The organism is Paracoccus yibinensis, assembly GCF_030846195.1.
Taxonomy (GTDB): Bacteria; Pseudomonadota; Alphaproteobacteria; order Rhodobacterales; family Rhodobacteraceae; genus Paracoccus; species Paracoccus yibinensis.
On sequence record NZ_JAVCWH010000003.1, the window covers coordinates 400,001 to 425,046 of the forward strand.

A 25,046-nucleotide genomic window follows, 5' to 3' on the forward strand; every position below is an offset into this window, starting at 1 on the left:
TGCCCGACACGACGGATTTCAGATCGTCGAGGCTCTTGATGTCTTCGGCCATAATCACGCGCTCCGGGTGTTCTTGGCGTTCAGGACCTTGACGTCCAGAACTTCGGGCTGCTGCGCCTCGTGCGGGTGCGCGGCACCGGCATAGACGCGCAGGTGGGTCATCTGCTGCTTGCCCAGCTTGTTGCGGCTGATCATGCGCTCGACGGCCTTGATCACCACACGCTCGGGGTGGGCGCCTTCCAGCACTTGGCGCGCGGTGCGGTGCTTGATGCCGCCCGGATGGCCGGTGTGCCAGTAGTATTTCTTGTCATCGCGCTTGTTGCCGGTCATCTGCACCTTGTCGGCGTTGATGATGATGACGTTGTCACCCATGTCCATGTGGGGGGTGAAGGTCGGCTTGTGCTTGCCGCGCAGGCGATTGGCGACGATCGTGGCAAGGCGGCCCAGAACGACACCTTCGGCGTCGATCAGGATCCACTTCTTCTCGATCTCCGCCGGTTTCGCGGTATAGGTTTTCATCTTTCGTCCCTTCAGGGTCGTGAAATTCGAGATGGCGGTGTATCGGGGATCGCGGGCGATCCGTCAAGCGCGGATGCAGCGATTAAATCAAACGTTTTCAGTGGATTGATATTTAGGTATCAAGATACCACATCACAGCTTCTTGTTTTATGGTCGTTTTGGGGGAATCGAGTAGGTCATCGAACAGCGTGCCGCCGGCTCATCCGCCCCTTCGGAGAAGATCAGCGCCTCGACCACCGCCAGGCTGCGGCCCAGCTTGAGGATGCGGCACTCTGCCAGAAGATCGCGCCCCGCCGCGGGTTTTCGCATGAAATCGATCGAGGCATTGGTGGTCACCGCCAGGGCCACCGGACCGATCCTCGACAGGATCGCGCAATAGATGGCGACATCCGCCAAGGCAAAGATCGACGGGCCGCCGACCGTGCCGCCTGGGCGAAGATGCCGTTCGCCGACGCTCAGACGCGCGACCAGACGGTCTGGGGCTACGGATTCGACGCGGTGATCGCTTGCCACCTGCGGGAAATCCCGTGCCAGAAAGGCGTTCAGCGCCTGCGCGTCCATGACGATATCCATGCTTTCCCCTTTGCTTGCCGCGGCATAGGCTTTGGGCAAAGAGGGAGAGAGATCAAGATGGCAGACCTGATCGAACGGCAGGACAGCGGCCCGATCGCGCGGCTGGTGCTGAACAGTCCTGGCAACTACAACGCGCTGTCGGCCGAAATGATCGTGGCGCTGACAGATGAACTGGACCGGATCGCGGGCGATGACAGTGTCCGCGTGGTCGTCCTGGCAGCCAGGGGCAAGGCCTTCTGCGCAGGGCACGACCTGCGCCAGATGCAGGCTGCGCGCGGGGATGGGGATGGTGGGATCGCGGCCTTTGCGGATCTGTTCGATCGCTGCGCCCGGATGATGCAGATGATCCCTGCCCTGCCCCAACCTGTCATTGCCGAGGTGCAAGGCATCGCGACCGCCGCAGGCTGCCAATTGGTCGCGTCCTGCGACATGGCGGTCGCATCGGAAGGGACCCGTTTCGGGGTGAACGGCATCAATATCGGCTTGTTCTGTTCGACGCCGATGGTTGCCTTGACCCGGGCCGTTCCGGCCAAGGCCGCCTTCGAGATGCTGACGACCGGCGAATTCATCGATGCTGCCCGCGCCAGGGAACTGGGCCTGGTCAACCGTGTCGTGGCAGCCGAGTCCCTGACCGAAACGACCATGCACATGGCCGCCACCATCGCCGCCAAGCTGCCCGCCGCTGTCCGCCTGGGCAAGCGTGCTTTCCACGATCAGTTGCGCCTGGGTCTGGCTGACGCCTATGCGACGGCGGGTTCGGCAATGTGCCAGAACATCCTGCTACCCGACACGGCAGAAGGCATGGCGGCTTTCCTGGAAAAGCGCCCGCCAAACTGGTTCTGACGCATTTTCTTCTGTGTCCAAATATCCTCGGGGGTGAAGGCCGCCTGCGGCCGAGGGGGCGCGAGCGCCCCCTGCTCCGCCACCGTCAGCGCGGCCCTAGGGCCTTGACCAAATCCGTGAAATGCTCGCCCCGCTTTTCGAAGTTCGGGTACTGGTCGAAGCTGGCTGCCGCCGGTGCCAGCAACACGGTCTCGCCCGGTTGGGCTTCGGCTGCGGCGCGCGCGACGGCGGCTTCCATCGTTTCGGCAATCTCGTAGGGGGTTTGGCCGATTTCCAGCGCGAAGTCGCGGGCGGAATGACCGATCAGATAGGCCTTTGCGACTCGGTCCAGATAAGGCGCCAGCGCCCCGATCCCGCCTTCCTTGCCCAGACCACCGGCGATCCAGCGGATCCGGTCGAAGGCCTGCAGAGCCTTGGCGGCCGCATCGACATTGGTGGCCTTCGAATCGTTGACGTAGCGGATGCCCCCGATCTCGGCCACCGTCTGGCTGCGATGCGGCAGACCCGCGAAGCTGTGGAAGGCGGTCTCGATCTCTCGGGGCGCAAGGCCCACAGCGCGGCAGGCGGCATAGGCTGCGCAAGCATTCTGGTGGTTATGCGCGCCGGGCAGGCCGCGAATCTCTCGCAGGTCGATGGATGCCGCCTGCCGACCCTTGCGGTATTCGCACAGGAACCCCTTGCGCGCGAAGACCGACCAGGCCGCTCCGTCCAGCTTCTGCCCGGCCGAGACGCGGATCACCCGGTCGTCCGCAGGTCCCATCGCCAACTGGTTCGCCAGATACAGGCCCTCGATTTCGTCGATGCCGATCACTGCGCGGTCGGGACCACCTTCCGCGAACAACCGCCGCTTCGCCGCGAAGTAACCACCATGGCCGCTGTGCCGGTCCAGGTGGTCGGGCGAAAGGTTGGTAAAGACCGCGACATCCGGTGTCAGCGCGCGGGCCAGTTCGGTCTGATAGCTGGACAGTTCCAGCACCACGACCTCTCCGTCGATGGCGGGTTCCAGCGACAGCACGCCGGTGCCGATATTGCCGCCCATCTGCGTCGGACGGCCTGACTGTTCGAGGATATGGTGGATCAGCGCGGTCGTCGTGGACTTCCCATTCGACCCGGTGACGGCGATCACGCGGGGGGCGCGGTCGAAGCCTTCCCAATCCTCGGTCGCATAGCTGCGGAAGAACAGGCCGATATCGTTATCCACCGGAACGCCCAAGGCATAGGCCTTGGCGATTACCGGATGGGGTTTGGGATAGAGATGCGCAATACCGGGACTGGTGATCAGCGCGGCCACCCCTGTCCACGCATCCTCGCGGTTCAGGTCGACGATGGTCAGGCCATCGGCTGCCGCAGCCTCTCTCGTGTCGTTGCCATCGTCCCAGGCAATGACCTTCGCGCCGCCTGCTGCCAGGGCCGCGGCCGTTGCCTTGCCGGATCGGCCCAGGCCCAGAACGGCAATGGTTTGTCCTTCGACGCCTTGAACCGGGATCATCGGATGCTCCTGATGTCGCGGCCGGGGGTTTCACACCCCCGGACCCCCGTGGGATACTTATGCCAGAATGAAGATCAGCGCAGCTTCAGCGTGGCAAGCCCGATCAGCGCCAGGATGAGGGCGATGATCCAGAAGCGGATGACGATCTGCGCCTCGCCCCAGCCTTTCTTCTCGAAATGATGGTGGATCGGCGCCATCAGGAAGACCCGGCGGCCGGTGCGCTTGAAATAGGCGACCTGGATGATGACCGACAGCGCCTCGACCACGAAAAGCCCGCCGACGATGGCGAGGACGATCTCGTGCTTGGTGACGACGGCGATGGCGCCAAGCGCGCCGCCCAGGGCCAGCGACCCGGTGTCGCCCATGAAGACCGCCGCCGGGGGGGCGTTGTACCACAGGAAGCCAAGCCCGCCACCGATAAGGGCCGACACGAAGATGAGGATCTCGCCCGTGCCCGGGACGTGGTGGACGCCCAAGTATTCGGTGAAGTCCACCCGGCCCACGGTATAGGCGATGACGCCCAAGGTGCCGGCCGCAATCATCACCGGCATGATGGCCAGTCCATCCAGTCCGTCGGTCAGGTTCACGGCATTGGCGGAGCCCACGATCACCAGCATCCCGAAGGGGATGAAGAAGATCCACAGGTTTATCAGTGCATCCTTGAAGACCGGCAACGCCAGTTGGCCTGTCAGGCCTGCCGGATGCAGCCACATCGCCCAGGCCGAGGCGACAAGGGCCAGCACCAGCCCCATTGCCATCCGTTTGCGTCCAGACACGCCCTTGGTGTTCTGCTTGCTGACCTTGGCATAGTCGTCGGCAAAGCCGATCGCGGCATAGCCTGCCGTGACCAGCAGCACGATCCAGACATAGCCGTTGTCCAGCCGCGCCCAGAGAAGCGTGGAAAAGAACAGTGCCGACAGGATCAGGATGCCGCCCATCGTGGGCGTGCCCGCCTTGACGAAATGGCCTTCGGGCCCATCGTCCCGGATCGGCTGCCCCTTTTTCTGCACCCGGCGCAGATAGTTGATCAGCGGTCGCCCGAAGATGAAGCCGAAGATCAGCGCCGTGAAGAAGGCCGCGCCTGCCCGGAAGGTGATATAGCGAAACAGGTTGAAGAGGTCGCCCCCTTCCGAAAGGCCGCTCAGCCAATAGAGCATCGTTTATTCTTTCGTTTGGGATGCGAGCGTTTGCGCAGATTTCCGCAAGGCGTCAACCACGGTCGAGATCTTCGAGGACTTCGACCCCTTCACCAGCACGATGTCGCCAGGCGCGACCAGATCAGCCGCCCGCGACGCCAGCTCCGCCGCATTGTCGGCCCAGATGCCGCGTTTCGCAGAGGGCAGCGCGTCATGCAGGTGGCGCATCCGGGCGCCGGCGCTGTGGACCAGATCCACCTTGGCCATCGCCGGATCGTCGGCCATGCCGCGATGCATGGCGATCTCGTCCTCGCCCAGTTCCAGCATGTCGCCCAGGATCGCGACCCTGCGGCCGCCCTCCAGCCCCGCCAGCGTGGCAAGCCCCGCCGACAGCGAGGTCGGATTGGCGTTGTAGGCGTCGTCGATCAGGCGGATGCCGGCCAGATCCTCGACCGCGCCGCGGCCCTTGGGCGGCAGCCAGTCGCCAAGACGCTTGGCGGCTTCCTTCAGATCCGCGCCGGCGGCGCCAAGCGCGGCCAGAACGCCAACCGCGTTCAGCGCAAAATGGCTGCCCGTGGTCTGCAGGGTGAAGTCCACCGTCTCGCCGCCGATCCTGGCACGGCATTTCAAGGCGCCGTCTTCGATCCTGGCCTGCACCAGCTTGGCCTGCCCGTCTCGGCCAAAGCCCATCACCAGGGCGCCCGCCGCATCCGCACAGTCGCGCAGGATTTGCGTGACCGGCAGATCCTCGGGCAGGATGGCGTGGCCGATGGGTTCAAGGCCTTCGAAGATCGAGCCCTTCTCGCGGGCGATCCCCTCGATGGCGCCGAAGGCCTCCAGATGGGCGGCGGCCACCGTGGTGATCATGGCGACATGCGGGCGGGCCAGGCGCGACAGGGGCGCGATCTCGCCGGGGTGGTTCATGCCGATCTCGATGATGGCGAAGCCGGTGTCCTGCGGCATCCGCGCCAGCGTCAGCGGCACGCCCCAGTGGTTGTTGTAGCTGGCCTCGGCGGCGTGAATATACCCCTGCCCCGTCAGCGCGACCCGCGCCATGTCCTTGGTCGAGGTCTTGCCGACCGAGCCCGTGATGGCGATCACTTTGCCCGTCATCCGCTTGCGCCCGGCGCGGCCAAGCGCCTCCAGCGCGGCCAGCACATCGGGCACGACCAGCAGCGGCGCATCGGCGTCCACCCCGTCGGGGATGCGGCTGACCAGGGCGGCGCAAGCGCCCTTGTCCAAGGCCTGCGCGACGAAGTCATGGCCGTCGCGCGCATCGGTCAGCGCCACGAACAGGTCGCCCGACTGGATCGTGCGGGTGTCGATGGACACGCCCGTCGCAGTCCAATCCCCCTGCGCCCGCCCGCCTGTGGCGGCGGCGGCTTCCTTGGCTGTCCAAAGGCTCATATCTTGCCGTCCAGTGCTGCAACCGCGACGGATGCCTGTTCGGCATCGTCGAAGGGATAGATGTCGTTGCCGATGATCTGGCCGGTCTCGTGGCCCTTGCCGCAGATCAGCAAGGCATCGCCTGGCAGCAGCGCATCGACGCCGCGCAGGATCGCCTCGGCCCGGTCGGCGACCTCGGTGGCGTCAGGACCTGCGCCCTCAAGCACGGCGGCACGGATAGCGGCCGGATCCTCGGTCCGGGGGTTGTCGTCGGTGACGATCACGACGTCGGCGAACTGGCGCGCGGCCTCGCCCATCAGGGGGCGCTTGCCCCGGTCGCGGTCGCCGCCTGCGCCGATCACGCAGACGATGCGACCCATGACATGCGGGCGCAGCGATTGCAGCGCGGCCACGACCGCGCCGGGCTTGTGGGCGTAATCGACAAAGACCGTGGCGCCGTTCTCGCGTTGGGCCACAAGCTGCATCCGCCCGCGCACGGTCTGAAGCTCGGGCAGCGCGCGCAAGACGGCCTCGGCGGAATCGCCCGTGGCCAGCACCAGCCCCATGGCCGCCAGCACGTTTTCGGCCTGGAAGCCCCCGATCAGCGGCAGGCGCACCAGATGCGGCTGGCCCATCAGCGAAAAGCGCAGGTCCTGCCCCGTGGCGTCGTAACGCTGGCCCAGGATCCGCAGCATCGCGTTTTCATTTGTACCGACGGTCGTCACGGCCAGTCCGCGGTCGGTGGCGATGTCCAGCATCTGCCGCCCGCGCTCGCCGTCGATGTTGATGACCGCCGCCGCGCCGTCTTCCAGGATGTGGTTGAACAGCAACGCCTTGGCCGCGAAGTATTCGTCAAAGCCCGCGTGGTAATCCAGGTGGTCCTGGCTGAAGTTGGTAAAGGCCCCGGCCTCGACCCGCACGCCGTCCAGGCGGCGCTGGTCCAGGCCGTGACTGGATGCCTCCATCGCGGCATGGGTAACGCCGGCTTCCGTAGCCTCGGCCAGGATGCGGTGCAGCGTCAGGGGATCAGGCGTGGTATGGGCAAGCTTCGCCTGGTAATCGCCCTCGACCCCCATGGTGCCCAGGCTGATCGCCTTGTGGCCCAGGTGCTGCCAGATCTGGCGGGTGAAGCTGGCGACGCTGGTCTTGCCCGAGGTTCCTGTGACGGCCACGACATGGTCGGGCTGCGCCTCGAACCACAGGGCGGCGGCACCGGCCAGGGCGGCACGCGGATCTTCGGCCACAACCACTGCGCCGTCCCAGCCCGACAGCACCCCGGCAGCCATTTCGGCGCCTGCGCGGTCGGTCAGGATGGCGCCTGCGTCCATCCGAAGGGCATAAGGGATGAATTCCCCGCCGTGCAGCGCCGATCCCGGCAGGGCGGCGAACAGGTGGCCTGGCTTCACGGTGCGGCTGTCCAGCGACAGTCCGGTGACGGCCGGATCGCGCCCGTCCCTTGCCCGCAGCCCCAGCTGCGACAGCGTCTTCGTGCCTTGCCCCACTGTTTCACCCGTCATTGGTTTGCGACGACCTTTAGCTCATCGCCCGGTTGGGGTTCAACACGGGGGGCAAAGCGGGGGGCGATGACCGGCAGTTTTTCGTCGGTGACGGGTTCCAACCCGACCAGCGGCGCCAGGCGGCGGATGATGGCGGATGCGACCGGTGCGGCGGTCGCCCCCGCCGTGCGGCTTTCTCCACCCGGCCCGGTGACCGAGGGTTCGTCCAGCGTCACGATCATCACGTATTTCGGATCGCTTGCCGGAAAGACCGAGGCAAAGGTCGAAACGACCTTGTTGTCGTAATACCCGCCCGTGGGGCGCGGCTTGTCAGCCGTGCCGGTCTTGCCCGCGACCTCGTATCCCTCGACCTCGGCCTGCTTGGCGGTGCCGCGCGTCACGACCTGGCGCAGCATGTCCACGGCACGGTCGGCAGCACGTTCCGACAGGATCTGTTCGCCCTGCGGCCGGGTGCGGCCATGGATCAGCGTGGGCGTCACCTTGCGACCGCCATTGGCAATGGTGGCATAGGCCGCAGCCAGGTGCAGCGGGCTGGCGGCAAGACCGTGGCCGAAGGACACGGTGGCGGCAGTCACGGCGGGCCAGCGGGTCGGCACCAGCGGCTTGCCGGTGGGCGCCTCGACCATCTCGATCGGCAGGGGATCGAAGAAGCCCAGCTTCTGCAGGAACTCCTTTTGCCGATCCACGCCGATCATCTGCGCAATGCGAACCGTGCCCACGTTCGAGGATTTGACGATCACGTCCGTGGCCGACAACTGCGCACCATAGTTCGAAAAGTCGCTGATCCGGTATTTCCCGATCCGCATCGGCGTCGTGGTGTTGATGCCGCTGTTGGGGTTGATGATCTGCAGATCCAGCGCCTGCGCGACAGGGAAGATCTTGAAGGTCGATCCCAGTTCGTATTGGCCCTGCACGGCGCGGTTGAACAGCGGGCTGTCCGAAGGATCCCCCTTCAGCAGCGGGCGCGGGCGGTCGTTGGGGTCGAAGTCCGGCAGACTGGCCATGGCCAGGATCTCTCCCGACTGGATCTCCATCAGGATGCCGGTGGCGCCCTTGGCGCTCATCACCTCCATGCCGGATGCCAGAACCTGTTCCATGGCCGACTGCACGGAAAGGTCGATGGACAGTTGCAGCGGCGCGCCTTCGTTGGCCGGATCGCGCAACCAACCGTCGAAGGCCTTTTCCACGCCCGCGACGCCCAGAACCTCGGCGCTGCTCACGCCCTCGTTGCCGAAGCCCGATCCGCCCAGGATGTGGCTGGCGATGTGGCCGTTGGGATAGACGCGCATCTCTCTCGGGCCGAACAGCAGGCCCGGTTCGCCGATGTCGTGGACCGCCTGCATCTGTTCGGGCGACATCTTGCGCTTGATCCACATGAACTTGCGGCTGCCGGTGAAATCCCGCGTCAGCTTCGCCGCGTCCAGGTCGGGAAAGATGCGGGCCAGCTCGTTGGCCGCGCCGACCGGATCGACCATCTGGTGCGGATGGGCGTAAAGCGAATGGGTCAGCAGGTTCGTGGCCAGCACCCGGCCATGGCGATCGGTGATATCGGCCCGCTGCGACACGATCCGGGCCGACATAACCTCGCTTTGCGGCTCGATCGGATCGCTTGACGCCAGGGTGCCCATGCGCACGCCGACGACCCCAAAGGCCAGGACGAAACAGCTTGCCATCAGCGCCAATCGACCCTCGGCGCGGCGACGGGCCTTGTCCTGGGCCGCCTCGTGCCGCAGGCGGCGGTTTTCGGCCTCGATATCGTCGGGATTTTCGCCCCGGTCGCGCGCGCGGAGGATCTTGGCCAGGGGACGCAGGGGAATGCGGATCATGACGGTCACTCCTGGGGGGCGGCTTCTGCCGGTTCGGGTGGTTCGGGCGGCGCAGGCGGTTTGGGATAGTCGATATGGCCCAGGCCCACCGTCTGCCCGGCTTCGCGCGGGATCAGTTGCAGGCGGTGGAAGTTCAGGTCCACCAGTTCCCGCAGGCGTTCGGGCCGGTTGAGATAGGCCCATTCGGCGCGCAAGACGCCCAGATCCTCTCGCAATCCCGCGATTTCCCGCTGGATCTGGCTCATCTCTCCGATGGCGGCCTGGGTGCGATAATTTTCGCGATAGGCCCAGAAGGCCAGGCCCATCACCAGCAGCGCGCAGGCCAGATAGGTCAGCGGACGCATCAATGGCCCCCTTTTGGCAGGCGTGGCATGGCCAGGGCATCCGCATCGACCGCCCCTGCGGGGGCAGCGGTGCGGACCGCCACGCGCAGCAGGGCGGACCGGGCGCGGGGGTTCGCGGCCTCTTCCTCGGGGTCGGGACCGATGGCGCGGCGGAAGGGCATGGTGAAGGCCGGCGGCGCCAAGTCCTGCACCGGAGCATAGCGGCTGCCGCCGCCCGCGCTGTTCGACCGTGCCTGCATGAAGCGCTTGACGATCCGGTCTTCCAGCGAATGAAAGCTGACCACGGCCAGCTTGCCGCCGGGCTTCAAGGCGCGTTCGGCCGCGGACAGGCCATCGACCAGTTGCCGGAATTCGTCGTTCACCCAGATGCGGATCGCCTGGAAGCTGCGGGTGGCGGGATGGCTCTGCCCCGGCTTGGGGCGCGGCAGGCATGACGCCACGACCTCGGCCAGTTCGGCGGTGCGGGTCAGCGGGCGGGCGGCGACAATGGCACGGGCGATGCGGCGGGCGGCGCGCTCCTCTCCGTAATGATACAGCACGTCGGCGATCACCGCTTCGTCGGCCGTGTTCAGCAGATCGGCGGCCGACGGCCCTGCCTGCTCCATCCGCATGTCCAGCGGACCGTCGCGCAGGAAGGAAAAGCCCCGTTCGGCCAGATCAAGCTGCATCGAACTGACGCCAAGATCCAGCACCACCCCATCCAGTGATTCGCCTGCAAGTTGATCAAGATCGGAAAACGTCCCTTCGACCAGCCGCAGCCGGTCGCCGTATTCGCCGGCCCAGCCTGCCGCCATGTCGAAGACCAGCGGGTCGCGGTCCACCCCGATCATCCGGCCCGCCCCGGCATCCAGCAACCCGCGAGAGTAGCCCCCTGCCCCGAAGGTGCCGTCGAGCCAGACCCCGGATACGGGTGCAACGGCGCGAAGCAGCGGCGCAAGAAGAACGGGGACATGCGATTCGGCCATCGCCTAGCCCTCGTCCGCCTGATCGAGGAAGGACCGCGGGTCGAATTCCGGGCCGTGCTGGGTGGTGAAATCCTCCAGCGCGGTGACGTCCTTGGGCCGAGAATCAGGATGATAGACCTGGATATAGTCGCCGCGCGATTCGAAGATCGTCTCGGAACCCTCGGTAAAGCCAAGCTTCTCGCGCAGCTTCTGCGGCAGGACCAGGCGTCCTTCCTTGTCGATTTCCAGATCGGTGGACTGGCCGTTCATCAGCATTTCCAGCCAGCGACGCTGCGGGCTGCCGCGCGTCAGCTTGTCGATCTGCTCGTCGATCTCCTCGATGGCCTCGATCGTGTAAAGCTCGATCCAGTTCCACCAGTCGGGACCATAGACGGCCACCAGTTGCGTGCGTCCGGTATTGGCCGTGGCAAAGCCGGGATCGCCGGCATCGAACACGCGGCGCAGCCGGGCCGGGACGGACATCCGTCCCTTGCCATCGACCTTGACGGATTCAGTGCCTCTGAACTTCCGCGCCACTCTGGCCCTGCCTCACTGTCCGTTCTTCCGGTTGCCCGAAAGAGAAAGGGCGGACCGGGCTGCTGCCACTGCCCGATCCGCCGCCCTCGTTCCCACGTCGCGACCCCGTTTCGGGGTCCGTCCTTGTCATGCGCCACCTGGGGGAGGTGCTGCTCGCGCATGCGGACGGCTTTGTTGGAAAACGGACGCCTGTATGAAAGCCTGCTTCGCCCTTGGGGTCTTGATCGCCCCTTTACTGCCCGTTTTCGTGATCTGGTTGTGGCATGGGAATTCATGGGAAGCAATGGAATTCTGTGCCCTGTGAGGAAGCCAAAACGCGAACGGCGGATTGTCGCGACACTGTTGCAAAAGAGAAACGAATCTCTTGCGGCCCAACAGCTTGGGAGAGATTTCCCGATTCTCCTCAAAATATAGGGACCTAACATTTGTTGTCTGCGCTAATGGCAGCCAGGCCCTTCTGTTTCCACAGGAAAAGCTGTTGCCACTTATCCACAGAAAACAGCAAAGAGCATTTTTGCTGCTCACAATTGATCACGCCAGCGTGAGCAGCAGGGGGCAGGGACCAGGTTTCCGGCTATTCCCGTGTAATCCCAGGGGTGACCGTTCAGGCAATGCCGTCCTGGATCAGCCGCTGCGCCAGACGGGCATAGGCTTGGGCGGTCGCACCTTCCCCTAATGCCACGGGCCGTCCCGAATCGCCCGCCAGGCGCACCTCCAGTTCCAGCGGCAGTTCACCCAGGAAGGGCAGGCCCAGTTGCCGGGCCTCAGACGCCACGCCGCCATGGCCGAACAGATGCGCTTCGTGACCGCAGTTCGGGCAGATGTAAGTGGACATGTTTTCCACCAGCCCCAGGACCGGTGCCTTCAGCTTGTTGAACATGTCGATGGCGCGTCGCGCATCCAGCAGCGCGACGTCCTGCGGGGTGGATACGATGATGGCTCCGGTCACGGCGGCCTTCTGGCACAGGCTCAACTGCACGTCGCCCGTGCCGGGGGGCAGGTCGATCAGCAGCACGTCCAGTTCACCCCAGTTCACCTGCTGCAGCATCTGCTGCATGGCGCCCATCAACATCGGCCCGCGCCAGACCACGGCTTCGCCCTCTTTCAGCATCAGGCCGATGGACATGACGGTGACGCCATGCGCGTGCAGCGGTTCGATATGCTGGCCGTCGGGACTGGCCGGGCGGCCCGACACGCCCATCATGCGCGGCTGCGAGGGACCATAGATATCGGCGTCCAGCAGCCCCACCCGGCGCCCTGCCCGCGCCAGTGCCACGGCCAGATTCGAGGTGACGGTGGATTTGCCCACCCCCCCCTTGCCGGACCCGATGGCGACGATGTTCCTGACGCCGGGAATCGGCTGCGGCCCGGCCTGCCCGGTCGGGTGGCGCCCGATCTGCAAGGATGGCGCAGCCCCCGACGAACGGACGGGCTGGCCCTGCGGCTTGCCCGCCGGGGCGGTCATGACGATCTGGACGCGCCCGATGCCGGGCAGCGCCTCAAGCCGGCGCTTCGCCTCGGCCTCGACCGGGGCAAGGCTGCGCGCGACGCCCGCATCCGCCACCTCGAGCACGAATCTGACAGTGTCTCCCTCGACCGAAAAAGCCCGCACCAGATCCGCTTTTTCCAGGGTCCGGCCGTCCGGCAGAACGATATCAGAGATTTCCCTTAGGGCAGTTTCGCGGTTCACGGACATGTCAAGGACCTTTAGATTGGTTTACGGCAACATGGTTCAGTCGGCCCCTGGCATCAACCACCCGCCGCAATATGCGGCATCTTGGCGCCCCTCTCCCGAAAGCCGCCGATTTTTGCAGCGCAGCGTGATCGCTAACGACAGAATTCCGTCACATTACCGACATAATTCTTAACGCGATTTCTGGGGCATGACCGGCCAGTCATGCGAATGCTGCATGGCAGCAATCCCAAAGGATGCATTGTGCAGTCGCAGCATCGGCGCCATCTTGGGGACATCGAAAGGCGCCGGGCCAATCCGGGCAGGGCGCAGACGCTGAACGAAGGAATACATCATGGCTGCCATCGCCCACACCCACAACGCCGCTGCCGCTTCCGGCCTGTTCGGCCGTTTGATGGTCGCGATCCAGCACATGCAGGAAAACCGCGCCCGCCGTGCGATCTATCGCCAGACGGTTCGCGAACTGAACGTGCTGACCAACCGTGACCTGGCCGATCTGGGCATCAACCGCGCGATGATCGGTCGCCTGGCCCATGAAGCGGCTTGGGGCACGAAATAAGACAACCTTTCCGGCCCCCTCCTCCCTGGGGCACGGAACTGGCGGCATCCTTTCTCCTCCTCCCTTGAGGATGCCGCCCCAAAGACAGCGCTGGAACCCATCTCCTCCCTCGGGGTTCAGCGACAGGCGGCGGCCCTCTCTCCTCCCATTCGGGGCCGCCGCAAAAACCATATAGCCGCCCCGTTTTGCGGCACCGGAATACGGCCCGCCCTCTCCTCCTCCCATACGGGGCGCGTGCTGTCTGCGGCGAAGCCCCTCCTCCTCCCGGCTGAGCCGCACCCTATATAGCCGCCCTGATCGCGGCACCCGGATGCGACGGACCCCTCCTCCCATTGGTCCGCTCGTTGGCGGCAAAGGCCCTCTCCTCCTCCCTGGCCTTGCCGCACTCCAAACGCGGCCCCTCCCTCCTCCCTGGGCCAGCGTTCCGCGGCGGCGCCCCTCCTCCTCCCTGGGCGCCGCCGCTTTTCGTTTCAGCCCGGAACTGTGCCCCAAAGGCCGCGTTGTCGCGGACAGCCATGGGGATCGGCATGACCAAATTCCGCGTCGGATCAAAGGTCGAATGGGACTGGGGCAAAGGCACCGCCCAGGGCAAGATCACCGAATCCTTCACGGAAGCGGTCGAGCGCACGATCAAGGGCAGCAAAATCAAGCGAAACGCCGACCCGGACAATCCCGCTTATCTGATCGAGCAGGAGGACGGCGACCAGGTGCTGAAAAGCCATTCCGAACTGCGCAAGTCGACATAGACCTTTTCCAGTGAGATGGCACGGAGTAAGGGCCGGTCATGCTCAGCTATCAACACGCCTATCATGCGGGAAACCTGGCCGACCTGCACAAGCACGCGCTGCTGGCCACGGCGCTGGATTACCTGACGCGCAAGGACAAGCCGCTGTCCTATCTTGAAACCCACGCCGGACGCGGGCTTTACCGGCTGGACGCAGCCGAGGCCGTCAAGACGGGCGAAGCGCGCGCGGGCATCCAGCGGGCCGAGGCCGAAGGGTGGCTGCCAGCAGGGCATCCGTTGCTGGAGGCGCTGGCACAGGTCCGTCGCAGTCATGGTCCGCAGGCCTATCCTGGATCGCCGCTGATTGCCGCGCATTTCCTGCGGCGGGGCGATTCTGCCCATCTGGCAGAACTACACCCTGCCGAACACGAGGCGCTGATGCATGTGGCAGGCTTTGCCACCCTGCACCGCCAAGACGGTTTTCAGATGGCGCAGGCGATCTGCCCGCCCACCCCCCGGCGCGGCCTGATCCTGATCGACCCCAGTTACGAGGTGAAGGCGGACTATGCTGCCATCCCGCGCCAGGTCGCGCTGATCGCGCGCAAATGGAATGTAGGCGTGATCGCCCTGTGGTATCCGATCCTGACGGATGCTCGCCACGTCCCGATGCTGACGGCGTTGATGACAGCTCACCCCGAGGCGCTGCGGTCCGAGGTGTCGTTCCCGCCTGCCCGCGTCGGCCATTCGATGATCGGATCGGGCATGTGGGTCCTGAACGCCCCGTTCGGTCTTGGCGATGAAGCCAGCCGAATCGAAGATATCTTCCGCCGGAACGCCTGATCGGGGGATTCCCCTGCCCCACGGCCTGTGGCATGATCCCACCGCAAACCCAGAATGGCCCGTCCATGTCGCAGCGTCTTTCCATCAGCGCCACCGTGCTTCTGGCCCTGGCCGTCGCCCTGGGGCTGTATTTCGCCTTTGCCGCCGTGCAAGGCCCGTCGGGCATCCTGCGCCGAATCCAGATCGAGGCCGAAACCCTGGAACTCCAGGCGGAACGCGACCGGCTGAAGGCCGAGGTGCAAGAGATGCAGAACCTGACGCGGCGCATGTCCGACGAGTATCTGGACCTTGATCTGCTGGACGAACGCGCCCGTGAGGTTCTGGGCCTGATCCGCGCGGACGAAGTGATCCTGCGCTGACGCCGCGTCATTCTGCGAGGACGTTCGCGGATTGCACCCGTTTTCCCGATACGCTACGGATAGTTTAACGCTGAACTATTCTGACCGCGCTTTGAGGAGGAACCCCCGCATGGCCAGGAAGCCTGCCCCCGCAGCCGAGACACGCGCCGACACGCTGTCCAATGTGTCTCGCGACGAGCTGCTGCAATATTACCGCGACATGCTGCTGATCCGCCGTTTCGAAGAAAAGGCCGGCCAGCTTTACGGCATGGGCCTGATCGGCGGCTTCTGCCACCTGTATATCGGCCAGGAAGCGGTCGTGGTGGGCCTCGAAGCGGCCACCAAGGAAGGCGACAAGCGCATCACCAGCTATCGCGACCACGGCCATATGCTGGCCTGCGGCATGTCCGCGCGCGGGGTGATGGCCGAACTGACCGGGCGCGAGGGGGGATACTCCAAGGGCAAGGGCGGCTCGATGCATATGTTCAGCCGCGAAAAGCATTTCTATGGCGGGCACGGCATCGTCGCCGCGCAGGTGCCGCTGGGCGCGGGCCTGGCCTTTGCCGACAAGTACCTGGGCAATGACAACGTGACCTTTGCCTATTTCGGCGACGGCGCGGCCAACCAGGGCCAGGTCTACGAGACCTACAACATGGCCGTGCTGTGGGATCTGCCGGTGATCTTCGTCATCGAGAACAACCAGTATGCCATGGGCACCTCGATGAAGCGGTCTACGCGGTCGACCACGCTGTTCGGCCGGGGCGAAGCTTTTGGCATCCCCGGCGAACAGGTGGACGGAATGGACGTGCTGGCGGTGAAGGCCGCGGGCGAAAAGGCGGTCGCGCACTGCCGCGCGGGCAAGGGTCCGTATATCCTTGAGGTGATGACCTATCGCTATCGCGGCCATTCCATGTCCGACCCGGCGAAATACCGCACGCGCGAGGAGGTGCAGAAGATGCGCGATGAACGCGACGCCATCGAGCATGTGCGCGAACTGCTGCTGCAGGGCAAGCACGCGTCCGAGGATGACCTGAAGGCCATCGACAAGGACATCAAGGACATCGTGAACGACTCGGCCGAGTTCGCCAAGGAAAGCCCCGAACCGGCCCTGGAAGAACTGTGGACCGACATTTACGCCGAAGACCTGCCCCAGGGCAGCGCCGAAGAAGTCGCCTGAGGGAGGGCTGAGTATATGGCAACCGAAATCCTGATGCCCGCCCTGTCCCCGACCATGGAGGAAGGCACGCTGGCGAAATGGCTGAAGAAGGAAGGCGACGCGGTGAAATCCGGCGACATCATCGCCGAGATCGAAACCGACAAGGCCACTATGGAATTCGAAGCGGTCGATGAAGGCATCCTGGGCAAGATCCTCGTGTCCGAAGGCTCGCAAGGCGTGAAGGTGAACACCCCCATCGCCGTCCTGGTCGAGGAAGGCGAATCCGCTGATGACGTGAAGGCCGAGGCTCCTGCCCAGGCCGCCCCTGCCGAAGCGAAGGCGGAGGCCCCCGCCGCATCCGCCGTCGAGCAGGTCAAAACGCCCGAGCCCGACCGCAGCCCCGACTGGCCCGAGGGCACGAAGATGAAGACCATGACCGTGCGGGAAGCCCTGCGCGAGGCCATGGCCGAGGAAATGGAACGCGACGAGACCGTCTTCCTGATGGGCGAGGAAGTGGGCGAATACCAGGGCGCCTACAAGATCAGCCAGGGCCTGCTGGACAAGTTCGGCCCGCGCCGCGTGGTCGATACCCCCATCAGCGAGATCGGCTTCGCGGGCATCGGCACCGGCGCCGCGCTGGCGGGCCTGCGTCCCATCGTCGAGTTCATGACTTTCAACTTCGCCATGCAGGCGATGGACCACATCATCAACTCGGCCGCCAAGACGCTCTACATGTCTGGCGGGCAGATGGGCTGCCCCATCGTCTTCCGCGGCCCGAATGGCGCCGCCGCCCGCGTGGCGGCCCAGCACAGCCAGGACTATGCGGCCTGGTATGCCTCGGTCCCCGGGCTGAAGGTGGTGATGCCCTATTCGGCAGCTGACGCGAAGGGCCTGATGAAACAAGCGATCCGCGACCCGAACCCGGTCATCTTCTTGGAAAACGAAATCCTCTACGGCCGCAGCTTCGAGGTGCCGGACCTTGAGGACTTCACCATCCCCTTCGGCAAGGCCCGCATCGCGCGGTCCGGCAAGGACGTGACCATCATCAGCTTCGGCATCGGCATGGCCCATTCGCTGGAAGCCGCCGACAAGCTGGCGCAGGAAGGGATCGAGGCCGAGGTGATCGACCTGCGCACCCTGCGCCCGATCGACTATGCCACGATCATCGACTCGGTGAAGAAGACCAACCGCGTCGTCACGGTCGAGGAAGGCTTCCCCGTGGGCTCCATCGGCAACCACCTGTCGGCCTACATCATGGAAAACGCCTTCGATTACCTGGACGCGCCCGTGATCAACTGCACCGGCAAGGACGTGCCCATGCCCTATGCCGCCAATCTGGAAAAACACGCGCTGATCACGCCGTCCGAGGTCGTGGACGCCGTGAAAAAAGTCACTTACCGCTGAGGGGGAACGCGTCATGCCGACAGAAATCCTGATGCCCGCGCTCTCCCCCACCATGGAGGAAGGGACGCTGGCCAAATGGCTGGTCAAGGAAGGCGACGAGGTAAAATCCGGCGACATCATCGCCGAAATCGAAACCGACAAGGCCACGATGGAATTCGAGGCCGTCGATGAAGGCACCATCGGCAAGCTGCTGATCGCCGAAGGCGCGCAGGGCGTGAAGGTCAACACCCCCATTGCCGTGTTGCTGGAGGAGGGCGAGGATGCGTCCGCCGCAACCAGCCCGGCACCCGCAAAGGCAGCCCCTGCCGCCGAGGAAAAGGCCGCAGCCCAAAAAGGCTATGGCGGCCCCAATGACGCGCCGGTTGCGGGCGACATGCCCCTCGCCCAGCCCTCGCCCCCGAAGGCCCAAGGCGGCAGCCGCGTATTCGCCTCGCCCCTCGCCCGCCGCATCGCGGCCGAAAAGGGCATCGACCTGTCAGGCATCACCGGCACCGGCCCCCGTGGCCGGATCGTCAAGGCCGATGTCGAGGGCGCGAAACCCGGCGCGGCCAAGCCTGCCGCGGCACCCGCCGCCGCACCGGCAACCGCCGCCCCAGCTCCGGCCGCCGCCCAGGCAGCGAAGGGCCCGTCGGCCGACGCAATCCTCAAGATGTATGCGGACCGCGAAACGACCGAGGTTCCGCTGGATGGGATGCGCCGCACCATCGCCGCCCGCCTGTCCGAGGCCAAGCAGACCATCCCGCATTTCTACCTCCGCCGCTCGGCCAAGCTGGACGCGCTGATGGAATTCCGCGCCATGCTGAACAAGCAGCTTGAATCGCGGGGCGTGAAGCTGTCGGTCAACGACTTCATCATCAAGGCCTGCGCCCTGGCCCTGCAACAGGTGCCCGACGCCAATGCCGTATGGGCAGGCGACCGGATCCTGAAGCTGAAGCCGTCCGACGTGGCCGTGGCCGTCGCCATCGAGGGCGGGCTGTTCACCCCGGTCCTGAAGGACGCGCAGCAGAAGACGCTCTCGGCCCTGTCGGCCGAGATGAAGGATTTGGCCAGCCGCGCCAAGACGAAAAAGCTGGCCCCTCACGAATACCAGGGCGGCAGCTTCGCGATCTCGAACCTCGGCATGTTCGGGATCGAGAACTTCGACGCGGTCATCAACCCCCCGCATGGGGCGATCCTGGCCGTCGGCGCAGGCATCCAGACTCCCGTGGTGGAAAACGGCGAGGTGGTGATCCGCAACGTCATGTCCATGACCCTGTCGGTCGACCACCGCGTCATCGACGGCGCGCTTGGCGCCCAACTGCTGGAGGCCATCATCGGCCATCTGGAAAACCCGATGGGGATGCTGGCCTAAGACGATTTCAGAGAAACGAAAGGGGCGCCTCAAGAGCGCCCCATCTTTCTTCTGTGCATAAATATCCTCGGGGGGTCCGGGGGGCGAAGCGCCCCCGGCCACCGCGGGACGCAATCAACGCAGCGCGTCCTCGATTGCGCCGACGAAGGCGTCCAGGTCATCCGGCTTGCGGCTGGTAATGATGCCGCCGTCCACAACCACCTTCTCGTCCACCACATCCGCGCCTGCGTTCTTCATGTCGGTGCGAATCGATTCGTAGCTGGTCAGGCGCTTGCCCTTGGCCAGCCCCGCCTCGGCCAGCAGCCAGGGGGCGTGGCAGATCGCGGCGACCGGCTTGTCGGCATCGGCAAAGCTGCGGATCAGGGCGATGGCCGCCTGGTTCGTGCGCAGGTTGTCCGGGTTTATGACGCCGCCCGGCAGGACCAGGATGTCGTAATCCCCCGCGCCGACCTCCGCGATCGCCTTGTTGGCAGTCACCGACTTGCCCCAGTCGTCCTTGTCCCAGGCCTTGATATCGCCTGTCCTGGGGGCGGCGATGTCCACCTGATGGCCCGCGTCCTTCAGCTTTTCCAGCGGCACGAACAGTTCGGACTGTTCGAACCCGTCCGATGCCATGATCAGAATCTTTGCCATGAATGGCCTCCTTTCGTGTCAGCCCACCCAATGCGGTGCGTCTGGCGAAGTTCCGACCTATTCCGCCGGCTGACGGGGCCGGTTGACGCCGACGCGGCGGGCGATCCAGCCGGTCAGCCGCCCCTGCCCGCCATGGATCAGGGAAAACAGCGCCGGCACGAACAGCAAGGACAGCACGGTGGACAGCAGCAGCCCGCCGATCACCGCGATGGCCATGGGCGCGCGGAATTCGCCCCCCTCGCCCGTCGCCAAGGCGGACGGGATCATCCCCGCGCTCATGGCGATGGTGGTCATGACGATGGGACGCGCGCGCTTGTGGACCGCGTCCAGGATCGCGTCCTTCTTGGCCACCCCGCGTTCGATGGCCGTCAGCGCGAACTCGACCAGCATGATCGAGTTCTTGGTGACGATCCCCATCAGCATCAGGAATCCGATCACCACCGCCATGCTGATCGAATGGCCCGTGACGAACAGTGCCAGGATCGCGCCGCCGATCGCCAGGGGCAGCGACAGCAGGATCGACACCGGCGTGATGAAGTTGTGGAACAGCAGCACCAGCACGACATAGACCAGCAACACCCCCGCCCCCATTGCCGTGCCGAAGGCGCCGAAGACCTCGCCCATGATCTCGGCATCGCCAGAGGGCTGGATGCGGGTGCCGGGGGGCAGTTCGATCTGGGCCTGCAACTCTGCAACCTGCGCGCTGACGGGGCCAAGCAGTTCCCCGTCGGCCAGGTTCGCGCTGACCGTGGTCTGGAACTGGCGGTCATAACGGCCGATCTCGGTCGCGCCCGCCGACAGGGTGACATCGGCCACGGCCCCCAGCGGCACCTGCCCGGCTTGGGAATTGACCCGCAAGTTCTGCACCGTCACCAGGTCGGCACGGGCATCCGCGTTCAGGCGCACGACGATGGGGATCTGTTCGTCGCCCGCGTTGAACTTGGCCAGGTTCGATTCCATATCGCCCAGCGTCGCCACGCGCAGCGTCGTCGCCATCTCGCTGGCCGAGACGCCCAGCTGCGCCGCCACATCCGCGCGGGGCGTGATCTGGATCTCGGGCCGTTGCAGGCGGGCCGTGGTCGTCACGTTCTCAAGCGAGGGAAGCTGCGACATCGCGGTCGCCAGCCGTTCGGCGGCCAGGGCCGCGCCCTCCTCGGTTGCGCCCAGGACATTGATGGTCAGGTCGTTCTGGCCGTTCTCGTTCTGGAAGTTGATGCGCATGTCGGGCGTGTCGGACAGGCGTTGCTTCAACTCCTCCTCCAGCACGAATTGCGACCGCTCGCGCGTTTCCTTCTTGCCATAGTTGATCATCACCCGCGCCTCGGTCACGTCGGACCCGTCGCTGTAGACGAAGACCGACTGCACCTCGGGCACGTCGTCGATCTGCGCGGACAGGCGGCGGGCGGCGTCCTCGGTTCTGTCGATGGTGGCGCCGGGGGGCAGTTCGACCTGGATCTGACTGCGGCCGATGTCGGATGCGGGGATGAACTCGGTTGGGAGCAGCGTCGCGGAATAGATCGACCCCGCGAAGATCCCCACGCCGGTCAGCAGCGTCAGACCACGGTGGCGCATGGTCCAGCCGACGATGCGCATCAGGGCGCGCATGATGAAGCCGTCGCGTCCCTCGGTGCCGTGGACGGTGCCGCGCATCAGATAAGCCGCCATCATCGGCGTGATGATCCGCGCGACCAGCAGCGAAAACAGGACCGAGACCGCGACCGTCAGCCCGAACTGCTTGAAATACTGCCCCGGTATCCCGCCCATGAAGCTGACCGGCGCAAAGACCGCGACGATGGAAAAGCTGATCGCGATCACCGTCAGGCCGATCTCGTTCGCCGCTTCCTCGCTGGCCTCATAAGGCGGCACGCCCATGCCGATATGGCGGACGATGTTCTCGATTTCCACGATGGCGTCATCGACAAGGATGCCGGTCACCAGCGTAATCCCCAGCAGGCTGATCCCGTTCAGCGTGAAGCCCAGCCAGTGCATCACGAAGAAGGTCGGGATGATCGACAGGGGCAGCGCCACGGCCGCGACCAGCGTCGCACGCCAGTTGCGCAGGAACAGGAAGACCACCACCACCGCAAGCGCCGCGCCCTCGTACAGCGTGTGCATCGCGCTTTTGTAGCTGGCCTCGGTATAGGTGGTGGCGTCGTCGATCAGGCTGATGCGGACGTTGGGATAACGCTCGGCGATCTGCGCCAGCCGTTCCTTGGCCGCGTTCCCCGCCCCCAGATCCGAGGCGCCGGTGGTGCGATAGATTCCGAAGGCCACGACCGGCTGGCCGTCCAGCAGCGCGAAGCTGCGTTCCTCGGCCGGGCCGTCGATCACCTGGCCCAACTGGTCCAGCCGGATCGTGCGCCCGTCCGCGATGCTGATCGGCGCACCGGCAAGCTGTTCGACACTGTCCGCCGCACCCAGCGTGCGGATCGAATATTCGCGCCCCGCCAGGTCGCCGCGCCCGCCGCCCAGGTCGATGTTGCGGGCGCGAAGCTGGTTCGACACGTCGGCCGCCGTCAGCCCATGCGCCAGCAGGCGGTCGGGGTCCAGTTCCACCTTGATCTCGCGCGCAGCGCCGCCGATGCGGCTGGTCTTGCCGACGCCGTCCACGGTGGACAGCTCGCGCCCGATCACGTCGTCCACGAACTTCGACAGGGACTCGAGCGACTGGGTCGGATCGCTGACCGCATAGGTCAAGATCGGCATCCCCGTGACGTCCAGCCGCTGCACCAGCGGTTCGTTGATGCTTTCGGGCAATTGCTGGCGGACGTTGGACACGGCGTCCTTGATGTCGTTGACGGCCCGGTCGCTGTTCGTTTCCAGCTCGAACTCGACCACGATCACGGCGGCGCTGTCCGTCGCGGTCGAGGTGATGTGGCGCACGCCGGTCACGGATGCGATGCTGTCCTCGACCGGCTGGATCACCTGGCTGGTCAGTTCGGACGGCGCGGCGCCCGGCTGGTTGATCGTGACCTGCACCAACGGCAGGTCAATGTTGGGCATCGCCGTGACCGGCAGGCGGTTGAAGCTGTAAAGCCCGACGATCAGCAGGACCAGGAAGATCGCGACGGGCGGGACCGGGTGGCGGATCGACAGGGTGGCAAAGTTCATGGCCCGCCCCCATCGGCTGCGGCCGGGCGGACCTGGTCGCCGGTGCGGAAGAAGGCGCCGGACCGGGCGATCACCTGTTCGCCCAAGGCCAGACCTTCGATGATTTCGCGCCGCCCATCCCACAGCAGGCCCGCCCGGACAGGACGGGTTTCGACCTTGCCGTCCTTGACGACCTGCACACGTTCGCCGCTGTCGTCCGCCAGAACCGCCGAGGCTGGAACCGTTACCGCCTGCCGGCGGTCGGTGATGACCCAGCCGCTGGCGAACTGGCCGATGCGGATGCCCGTGCCGTCGTCCAGCGCGATGCGCATGACCCCCAGCCGCGTCACCGGATCGACCGAGGCCGGGACCAGCCGCACCGTCCCCCCTACCGTCCCCGCGCCCGCGACGGTGATTTCGGCCGGATCGCCCACCTTCAGGCGGCCAAGCGCGGTTTCGATCACCTCCGCCGACATCTCGACCGCGCCGTCCGCCAGCAGGACGAACAGCGCATCCCCGCCCCCGCCTGCCAAGGCGCCCAGTTCAGCGTTGCGCGTGACCACCACCCCGGCGACGGGTGCGCTGATGGTGGCACGGTCAAGATTCAGTTCCGCAATCCGCCGCGAAGCCTCGGCCTGGGCCAGGGCGGCACGGGCGACGGCCAGCCCGTCGGCCGCCGACGCCGCTTGGGCGCGGGCATTCGCCTCGGCGGCGATGGCGTCATCCAGGGCAGACTGGGATGCGGTGCCCCCCTGGCGCAGCTGGCGCACCCGTTCCAGGATCGACTGCGCCTGCGTCAGCAGGGCATCGGCGCTGTCGATGGTGCTTTGAGCCTGCCCCACGCTGGCCTCGGCCCGCAGATACTCCGCGCGCGCCTGCTCCAGCTGCGCCGACAGCGTGTCGGCGGACAGCCGGGCCAGAACCTGGCCCTTGGTCACGCTGTCGCCCGCCTCGACCAGGATTTCGGTGATTTCGGGGCCGGACACCTGGGGAAAGACCTGGACCAGCTGGCGCGCGACGATGCTGCCCGATACCGGCACGCGGGCCTGGACCTCGGCGCGAGAGGCAGCTTCGACGGTGACGGCAGGCGCCACGCGCTTCGGTGCCTCGGATGCGGTCGCGGCCTCGTTGGCCGATGCGGACAGCGGCAGGGCGAATGCGACAAGAAGGGCGAAAAGAACGCGCATGAGACAGACTGCCATGATGACTTGTCCGGCAAGATAGGTGTTGAAGGGGCCGGCAACAACGCGCCTGCGCGGCGCTGCCTAGAAGTTGACCGTGACGCCGGGCAGGTTCAGTTCCGCAAGCAGGTCGCGCAGTTCCTGCCGCGCGGCGATGTTGGACATCGACAACTGTTCGGTGCCGATATCCTTCAGGTCCAGCAACGTCAGCCCGCGCGGAAAAAGCTCGCGGAAGATGACGCGCTCGGAAAAGCCCGGCGCCACGCGAAACCCGATGCGCTTGGACAGCGCCTGCAATGCCCCGCCCACCTTGCGCTTGTTGTGCATCTGCTGCGTGCCCAGGCGGTTGCGCAGCACCAGCCAGTCGATCGGCCCCGCCCCCGCCTGCGCCCGCATCTGCCGCGCCGCCCAGACCATTTCCGCATAGATAGAGGGGCCGAGGATCTTCCCCTCGGGCGACAGGCGGGCAAGCAGGTCGAAATCGACAAAGCTGTCATTCATCGGCGTGATCAGCGTGTCGGCAAGGGTATGGGCCATCTGGCTCAGCTTCGTGTGCGAGCCGGGACAGTCCAGCAGGATAAAGTCGCAGGTCTTTTCCAGTTCGGTCAGCGCGGGCGTCAGCGGGTCGCTGCCATCGCCCATGGTGCCGATCACGGGCATGGGCAGATCCAGCCCCTCGCGCTGCAGGAAATGGGCGCGGTTTTCCAGATAGCGGCCAAAGCTGCGCTGGCGCACATCCAGATCCAGCCCGCCGACACGGTGGCCCATGCGGACAAGCGCCGTCGCCACATGCATCGAGGTGGTGGACTTGCCCGAGCCACCCTTTTCGTTGCCCACAACGATGATATGCGCCACGAAGCCGCCCCTTGCCGTCCCCTCATCCGGTGCGGACCCTAGCGGGGCCATGACATGAAAGAAAGCGGCGCCCCTGCAATCGTCGCGCGGGTGATGCGCCAAGGACGC

General features: G+C 65.7%; 24 protein-coding genes (1 of these 24 cut by a window edge). 8 read left to right on the plus strand and 16 right to left on the minus strand.

Annotated elements, in window-relative coordinates:
* The 3 genes from rpsI to RAH32_RS09115 form a co-directional block, all read right to left on the minus strand.
* On the minus strand, positions 1–52 hold the 5' portion of the coding sequence (gene rpsI, locus RAH32_RS09105; RefSeq protein ID WP_103174743.1) for a 30S ribosomal protein S9. It extends 455 nt beyond the left edge of the window; the window shows 52 of its 507 coding nt (coding positions 1–52); it begins with the start codon at positions 50–52; its stop codon lies off the left edge, out of view.
* A 2-nt stretch (positions 53–54) separates the two neighbouring features.
* A complete protein-coding gene (gene rplM / locus RAH32_RS09110) occupies positions 55–519 on the minus strand; it encodes a 50S ribosomal protein L13 (protein WP_207471185.1) in 465 nt (154 codons plus the stop codon).
* Positions 520–666: 147 nt separating this feature from the next.
* Positions 667–1,092, minus strand: a complete 426-nt coding sequence (locus RAH32_RS09115) for a PaaI family thioesterase (RefSeq protein ID WP_306607295.1) — start codon at positions 1,090–1,092, stop codon at positions 667–669.
* 57 nt (positions 1,093–1,149) lie between these two features.
* Between RAH32_RS09115 and RAH32_RS09120 the strand changes: the two genes are divergently transcribed.
* Positions 1,150–1,935, plus strand: coding sequence for an enoyl-CoA hydratase (locus RAH32_RS09120; protein WP_306607297.1), 786 nt, complete (start codon positions 1,150–1,152; stop codon positions 1,933–1,935).
* 85 nt (positions 1,936–2,020) lie between these two features.
* Here the strand turns inward: RAH32_RS09120 and murD are convergent, their stop codons facing one another.
* From murD to RAH32_RS09165, 9 genes are all read right to left on the minus strand, one after another.
* Positions 2,021–3,424: a UDP-N-acetylmuramoyl-L-alanine--D-glutamate ligase gene (gene murD / locus RAH32_RS09125; protein ID WP_306607300.1), complete on the minus strand. Its 1,404-nt coding sequence runs from the start codon at positions 3,422–3,424 to the stop codon at positions 2,021–2,023.
* A gap of 74 nt (positions 3,425–3,498) precedes the next feature.
* Positions 3,499–4,581, minus strand: coding sequence for a phospho-N-acetylmuramoyl-pentapeptide-transferase (gene mraY, locus RAH32_RS09130; protein WP_306607302.1), 1,083 nt, complete (start codon positions 4,579–4,581; stop codon positions 3,499–3,501).
* Positions 4,582–4,584: 3 nt separating this feature from the next.
* Positions 4,585–5,967 carry a UDP-N-acetylmuramoyl-tripeptide--D-alanyl-D-alanine ligase gene (locus RAH32_RS09135; protein WP_306607304.1) on the minus strand — a complete coding sequence of 461 codons (1,383 nt, stop codon included), beginning with the start codon at positions 5,965–5,967 and terminating at the stop codon, positions 4,585–4,587.
* A complete protein-coding gene (locus RAH32_RS09140) occupies positions 5,964–7,463 on the minus strand; it encodes a UDP-N-acetylmuramoyl-L-alanyl-D-glutamate--2,6-diaminopimelate ligase (RefSeq protein ID WP_306607306.1) in 1,500 nt (499 codons plus the stop codon). The genes RAH32_RS09135 and RAH32_RS09140 overlap by 4 nt, the downstream gene beginning before the upstream one ends.
* Positions 7,460–9,289, minus strand: a complete 1,830-nt coding sequence (locus RAH32_RS09145; protein ID WP_306607308.1) for a peptidoglycan D,D-transpeptidase FtsI family protein — start codon at positions 9,287–9,289, stop codon at positions 7,460–7,462. The genes RAH32_RS09140 and RAH32_RS09145 overlap by 4 nt, the downstream gene beginning before the upstream one ends.
* Before the next feature lie 5 nt (positions 9,290–9,294).
* Positions 9,295–9,633, minus strand: a complete 339-nt coding sequence (gene ftsL, locus RAH32_RS09150; RefSeq protein ID WP_306607310.1) for a cell division protein FtsL — start codon at positions 9,631–9,633, stop codon at positions 9,295–9,297.
* Entirely contained in the window at positions 9,633–10,598 is a 966-nt protein-coding gene (gene rsmH / locus RAH32_RS09155) for a 16S rRNA (cytosine(1402)-N(4))-methyltransferase RsmH (protein ID WP_306607312.1), read from the minus strand. Before rsmH ends, ftsL begins: the two co-directional genes overlap by 1 nt.
* Before the next feature lie 3 nt (positions 10,599–10,601).
* Positions 10,602–11,114 carry a division/cell wall cluster transcriptional repressor MraZ gene (locus RAH32_RS09160; protein ID WP_306607314.1) on the minus strand — a complete coding sequence of 171 codons (513 nt, stop codon included), beginning with the start codon at positions 11,112–11,114 and terminating at the stop codon, positions 10,602–10,604.
* Between the two features lie 604 nt (positions 11,115–11,718).
* Complete coding sequence (locus RAH32_RS09165; RefSeq protein ID WP_306607316.1) at positions 11,719–12,810, minus strand: Mrp/NBP35 family ATP-binding protein; 1,092 nt, start codon at positions 12,808–12,810, stop codon at positions 11,719–11,721.
* A gap of 331 nt (positions 12,811–13,141) precedes the next feature.
* Between RAH32_RS09165 and RAH32_RS09170 the strand changes: the two genes are divergently transcribed.
* The 7 genes from RAH32_RS09170 (at position 13,142) to RAH32_RS09200 (ending at position 19,179) form a co-directional block, all read left to right on the plus strand.
* Positions 13,142–13,366, plus strand: a complete 225-nt coding sequence (locus tag RAH32_RS09170) for a DUF1127 domain-containing protein (RefSeq protein ID WP_306607318.1) — start codon at positions 13,142–13,144, stop codon at positions 13,364–13,366.
* A gap of 515 nt (positions 13,367–13,881) precedes the next feature.
* Positions 13,882–14,112, plus strand: coding sequence for a hypervirulence associated TUDOR domain-containing protein (locus tag RAH32_RS09175; protein ID WP_306607320.1), 231 nt, complete (start codon positions 13,882–13,884; stop codon positions 14,110–14,112).
* A 38-nt stretch (positions 14,113–14,150) separates the two neighbouring features.
* A complete protein-coding gene (gene rlmJ / locus RAH32_RS09180; protein WP_306607322.1) occupies positions 14,151–14,930 on the plus strand; it encodes a 23S rRNA (adenine(2030)-N(6))-methyltransferase RlmJ in 780 nt (259 codons plus the stop codon).
* Between the two features lie 65 nt (positions 14,931–14,995).
* Positions 14,996–15,289, plus strand: coding sequence for an FtsB family cell division protein (locus tag RAH32_RS09185; RefSeq protein WP_306607324.1), 294 nt, complete (start codon positions 14,996–14,998; stop codon positions 15,287–15,289).
* A 109-nt stretch (positions 15,290–15,398) separates the two neighbouring features.
* Complete coding sequence (gene pdhA, locus RAH32_RS09190) at positions 15,399–16,445, plus strand: pyruvate dehydrogenase (acetyl-transferring) E1 component subunit alpha (protein WP_306607326.1); 1,047 nt, start codon at positions 15,399–15,401, stop codon at positions 16,443–16,445.
* 15 nt (positions 16,446–16,460) lie between these two features.
* A complete protein-coding gene (locus RAH32_RS09195; RefSeq protein ID WP_306607327.1) occupies positions 16,461–17,828 on the plus strand; it encodes a pyruvate dehydrogenase complex E1 component subunit beta in 1,368 nt (455 codons plus the stop codon).
* A gap of 13 nt (positions 17,829–17,841) precedes the next feature.
* Positions 17,842–19,179, plus strand: a complete 1,338-nt coding sequence (locus RAH32_RS09200) for a pyruvate dehydrogenase complex dihydrolipoamide acetyltransferase (protein WP_306607329.1) — start codon at positions 17,842–17,844, stop codon at positions 19,177–19,179.
* A 114-nt stretch (positions 19,180–19,293) separates the two neighbouring features.
* On the opposite strand, the gene RAH32_RS09205 is transcribed toward RAH32_RS09200, so the two are convergent.
* The 4 genes from RAH32_RS09205 to RAH32_RS09220 all read right to left on the minus strand — a co-directional run bounded on the left by RAH32_RS09205 (position 19,294) and on the right by RAH32_RS09220 (position 24,938).
* Positions 19,294–19,812, minus strand: coding sequence for a type 1 glutamine amidotransferase domain-containing protein (locus RAH32_RS09205; RefSeq protein ID WP_306607331.1), 519 nt, complete (start codon positions 19,810–19,812; stop codon positions 19,294–19,296).
* 57 nt (positions 19,813–19,869) lie between these two features.
* Positions 19,870–22,923, minus strand: a complete 3,054-nt coding sequence (locus tag RAH32_RS09210; protein WP_306607334.1) for an efflux RND transporter permease subunit — start codon at positions 22,921–22,923, stop codon at positions 19,870–19,872.
* Positions 22,920–24,089, minus strand: a complete 1,170-nt coding sequence (locus tag RAH32_RS09215; RefSeq protein WP_306607336.1) for an efflux RND transporter periplasmic adaptor subunit — start codon at positions 24,087–24,089, stop codon at positions 22,920–22,922. The genes RAH32_RS09210 and RAH32_RS09215 overlap by 4 nt, the downstream gene beginning before the upstream one ends.
* Positions 24,090–24,167: 78 nt before the next feature.
* Positions 24,168–24,938 carry a division plane positioning ATPase MipZ gene (locus RAH32_RS09220; protein WP_306607338.1) on the minus strand — a complete coding sequence of 257 codons (771 nt, stop codon included), beginning with the start codon at positions 24,936–24,938 and terminating at the stop codon, positions 24,168–24,170.
* Between the last annotated feature and the right edge of the window lie 108 nt (positions 24,939–25,046).